At 43.9% G+C, this 3,191-nt stretch carries 5 protein-coding genes; 3 read left to right on the top strand and 2 right to left on the bottom strand.

Annotated features, from left to right (window positions below):
* A partial coding sequence (locus PX482_RS19165; protein ID WP_288122864.1) for a Uma2 family endonuclease occupies positions 1 to 439 on the top strand: 439 nt, incomplete at its 5' end.
* Between the two features lie 73 nt (positions 440 to 512).
* On the opposite strand, the gene PX482_RS19160 is transcribed toward PX482_RS19165, so the two are convergent.
* Together PX482_RS19160 and PX482_RS19155 are read right to left on the bottom strand one after the other, a co-directional pair.
* Complete coding sequence (locus PX482_RS19160) at positions 513 to 665, bottom strand: 30S ribosomal protein S6 (protein WP_002799342.1); 153 nt, start codon at positions 663 to 665, stop codon at positions 513 to 515.
* A 33-nt stretch (positions 666 to 698) separates the two neighbouring features.
* Entirely contained in the window at positions 699 to 1,511 is an 813-nt protein-coding gene (locus PX482_RS19155; protein ID WP_288094215.1) for a PEP-CTERM sorting domain-containing protein, read from the bottom strand.
* Positions 1,512 to 1,916: 405 nt separating this feature from the next.
* Between PX482_RS19155 and PX482_RS19150 the strand changes: the two genes are divergently transcribed.
* Both PX482_RS19150 and PX482_RS19145 read left to right on the top strand, forming a co-directional pair.
* Positions 1,917 to 2,525, top strand: coding sequence for a DUF3782 domain-containing protein (locus PX482_RS19150; RefSeq protein WP_288122862.1), 609 nt, complete (start codon positions 1,917 to 1,919; stop codon positions 2,523 to 2,525).
* Between the two features lie 244 nt (positions 2,526 to 2,769).
* A partial coding sequence (locus PX482_RS19145) for a Uma2 family endonuclease (RefSeq protein ID WP_288122861.1) occupies positions 2,770 to 3,191 on the top strand: 422 nt, incomplete at its 3' end.

The raw sequence follows: 3,191 nt of genomic DNA, 5'->3' as shown, positions 1-3,191 counted from the left end.
TCCCCAGGTAGTGTTTGAAATCCTCTCTCCGAGCAATAGTGCCAGGGAAATGCTCAAAAAGCAGTCTTTCTATCGGGAGCATGGGGTATTAGAAATGTTTTTCTATGACCCAGACTCCCATGATTTCTGGGGATTGGTGCGGGCCAATCAGCAAGAGGATTTTTTCCCAGTAACGGCCTTGAATTTTCCTTGGACTTCCCCAATCCTAGGGATTCGGTTTGAGATGTTTGAAGAGGGTTTAGAGGTCTTTTATCCCAATGGGGAACGATTTAAAGACCCTGAAACCCTCTTTGAGGAACGCAACCAAGCACAACAAGAACGCGACCAAGCACAACAAGAGCGCAACCAAGCACAACAAGAGCGCGACCAAGCACAACAGGAACGCGATCGCGCTTTTGCCCGATTACGGGAATTGGGCATTGACCCGACACAGTTGTGACTATAATTAATCTTCCGCGGAGATACCGTCATCTTCCACCACCGCTTCGGTGATAGGAGAGGGGGAATTTCCGTTAAGGGAGATAAATCCGCAGGGGGGCCACCACGCGATCGAGTTTTAGGGTTAAATAAAGAATCACCTCATCACTTAAACCCATGGCCCGTTCCAGGGTGGCGACTTGTTTGCCGCTGGCCTGATAATTCATCTGCACATAGACACCTATCAAAAATTTGTTGAAAGAAATCCCAAATTTCTCAACTCAATTGTCCTGTTTTGACTTCTTCCCTTGAGATAGTTTGCGCTGGCAGAAAGCGCCAAATCCCAATACACCTAAGCCTAAAATTGTGCTAGGTTCAGGGGTTGAAGTGGGTTGAGAAATTCGGGTAAGTTTAATATTGTTAGCACCACTAACGGTGGCAAAGGCTAGATCGAAAACAGGTGGATTAGGCTCTACATTAACATCAAGGTCAACTAATGAATTAGTTGGGAGACCGCCCACATCAGGACCACCTTGCAGTTTTGATGTAGCAGTCCCTGGAAAAACAAAAACCGCTGCTCTGTTAGCAGGATTTGTAGTTGCTACTACACTATTAGTTACAAGACCACTACCTGTATCATCAAAGGCTGATGCCCCAGCCGTTAAGACCGTATTTTCAGGAATAAAGTCAAATTTCAACCCAGCATCTTCTAAGGAAGTACCGTTAGCTAAAGTGACTGACGTTAAAGCAAATCCTTGGTCAGGGGTGAATCCAAGAATTGAGCCTCCAAAGTAGATATTATCTGAAAAGTCGAAAATTACCTGAATACTACCGCCTTGAGGACCGCCGATTCCATTATCACCAATGCCCATGTACAGGGAAGCCGGCTGATCGACATCAAGTGAAAAAGGTACGGAAAATTGAGTATCTACAACAGTGAAGCCACCACCTGGTGGAAGAACAACGGAACTAAGTACCCCCGATGTAAATGGTGTACCACCTGGAAAATATCCTAAGCCTCCAATTTGGGAGGCAGGGGCATTAACTCCGAAGTGTAACGCCATGTCACCATAACCCAAGCCGAATCGATTCACTTCACCAAAAAGACGGAAGTTGGCTTTTAGGTCAACGGCTTGTGCCGTACCCGCTGCCGCCAGACTGATAAGTATTACCCCCCCCCCGATGGAGTATTTCATAAGTTTTGCTAATTTCATAACTAAATGCCTCTTAAAAAATGTGGTTCTGCCTGATCTATAATGTTTAATTCTGTAGATTTGAAAGTCTTGCCGTTAAATTTATCAAATCTTGAAAATACTCTAATAAATTTATCAAATCTTAACAATACTCTAAGTTACTTATAAAAATAAAGGTATGTTAGCGACAGCGTAACACGCCCTACTTATCGCTCTCTTACTCAAAGGCAAAAGCACTATCTTCTTCATGAATCGGCAAAATTCAGTAAAATAGCAATAGACTAAATCAGAGAGAAAAAATTAGCTATGGCAACTACATCCGAAGACGTATGGCGACTCTTAGCCGAATTAGCGACTGCTCAAAAAGAAACTGACAAACAACTGAAGGAGACTGACCTACTATTGAAGGAAGTTAGTCAGCAACAGCAGGAAAACGCCCAACAACAGAAGAAAACTGACAAACAACTCAAAGAATTAGGTCAGCAAATTGGGGGACTCGGTGCCAAATTCGGCAGCTTTACCGAAGGACTTGCCCTCCCTTCAATGGAAAAGATTCTCAGACAACGCTTTGGTATGGAAGTTATCAGTCCCAGTGTGCGAGTCAGTAAAGAAGGACAACACCTAGAAATTGATGTCTTTGCCTATACTAATGGTGAGCTAAATACTGCTTATATCGTTGAGGTTAAAAGTCATGCCAGAGAGGAGTCTATTTCACAATTAAAAAGTATTTTGCAACGGTTTCGCCGCTTTTTCCCTGAACACAAAGATAAAAAACTCTATGGCATATTAGCGGCGGTTCATTTATCACCAGAATTACGGGAAAAAATTCTGCAAGAAGGGTTTTATGTGGCTCGGATTCATGACCAAGTATTTGAATTGGATATTCCCGATAATTTTCAACCTCGACTTTATTAAAAATTTAGATGTAATCCTAAATCCTGTTATTAAAAACTGATTATTTATTCCCCCTTTTGCCGTTTGCCGAACGTCCGAAGTCTCACCGTTGAAGCCTTTTGCCTGAGCAGAAAACGGGTTTCTCCGAGAAACCCGTTTTCTGTGCGTTACTCAACGGATTTAGTATAAAAGGACGGGGTTTCAAACCCAGGATTTGCGATGATACAATAAAGCTAGGCCAAAATGCGATCGCAAGAGATAAAGCATGGTTCAAGCACCCATCGAACCCCAACTTTTCTATCCTGATTCCGACGGTAAACCCATGGCCGACAACACAGTTCAATATCGCTGGATTGTTCGCTTAGTTGCCAATCTCAGGTATTTATTTAAGGATCAAACCGTCTTTGTCGCTGGGGATTTGCTCTGGTATCCCCAGCAGGTAACTGTACCCCCCGCTCCCCGTCAAGCTCCCGATGCCATGGTGGTTTTCGGCCGTCCACCTGGTGAGCGCGGCAGCTATAAACAATGGGAAGAAGACAATATTGCTCCCCAGGTAGTGTTTGAAATCCTCTCTCCGAGCAATAGTGCCAGGGAAATGCTCAAAAAGCAGTCTTTCTATCGGGAGCATGGGGTATTAGAAATGTTTTTCTATGACCCAGACTCCCATGATTTCTGGGGATTGGTGCG

Source organism: Microcystis sp. M53602_WE12 (assembly GCF_030065455.1).
GTDB classification, from domain to species: Bacteria; Cyanobacteriota; Cyanobacteriia; order Cyanobacteriales; family Microcystaceae; genus Microcystis; species Microcystis aeruginosa.
The sequence above is the reverse complement of the archived record's forward strand: the minus strand, read 5'-3'. Positions and strand labels throughout refer to the sequence as shown.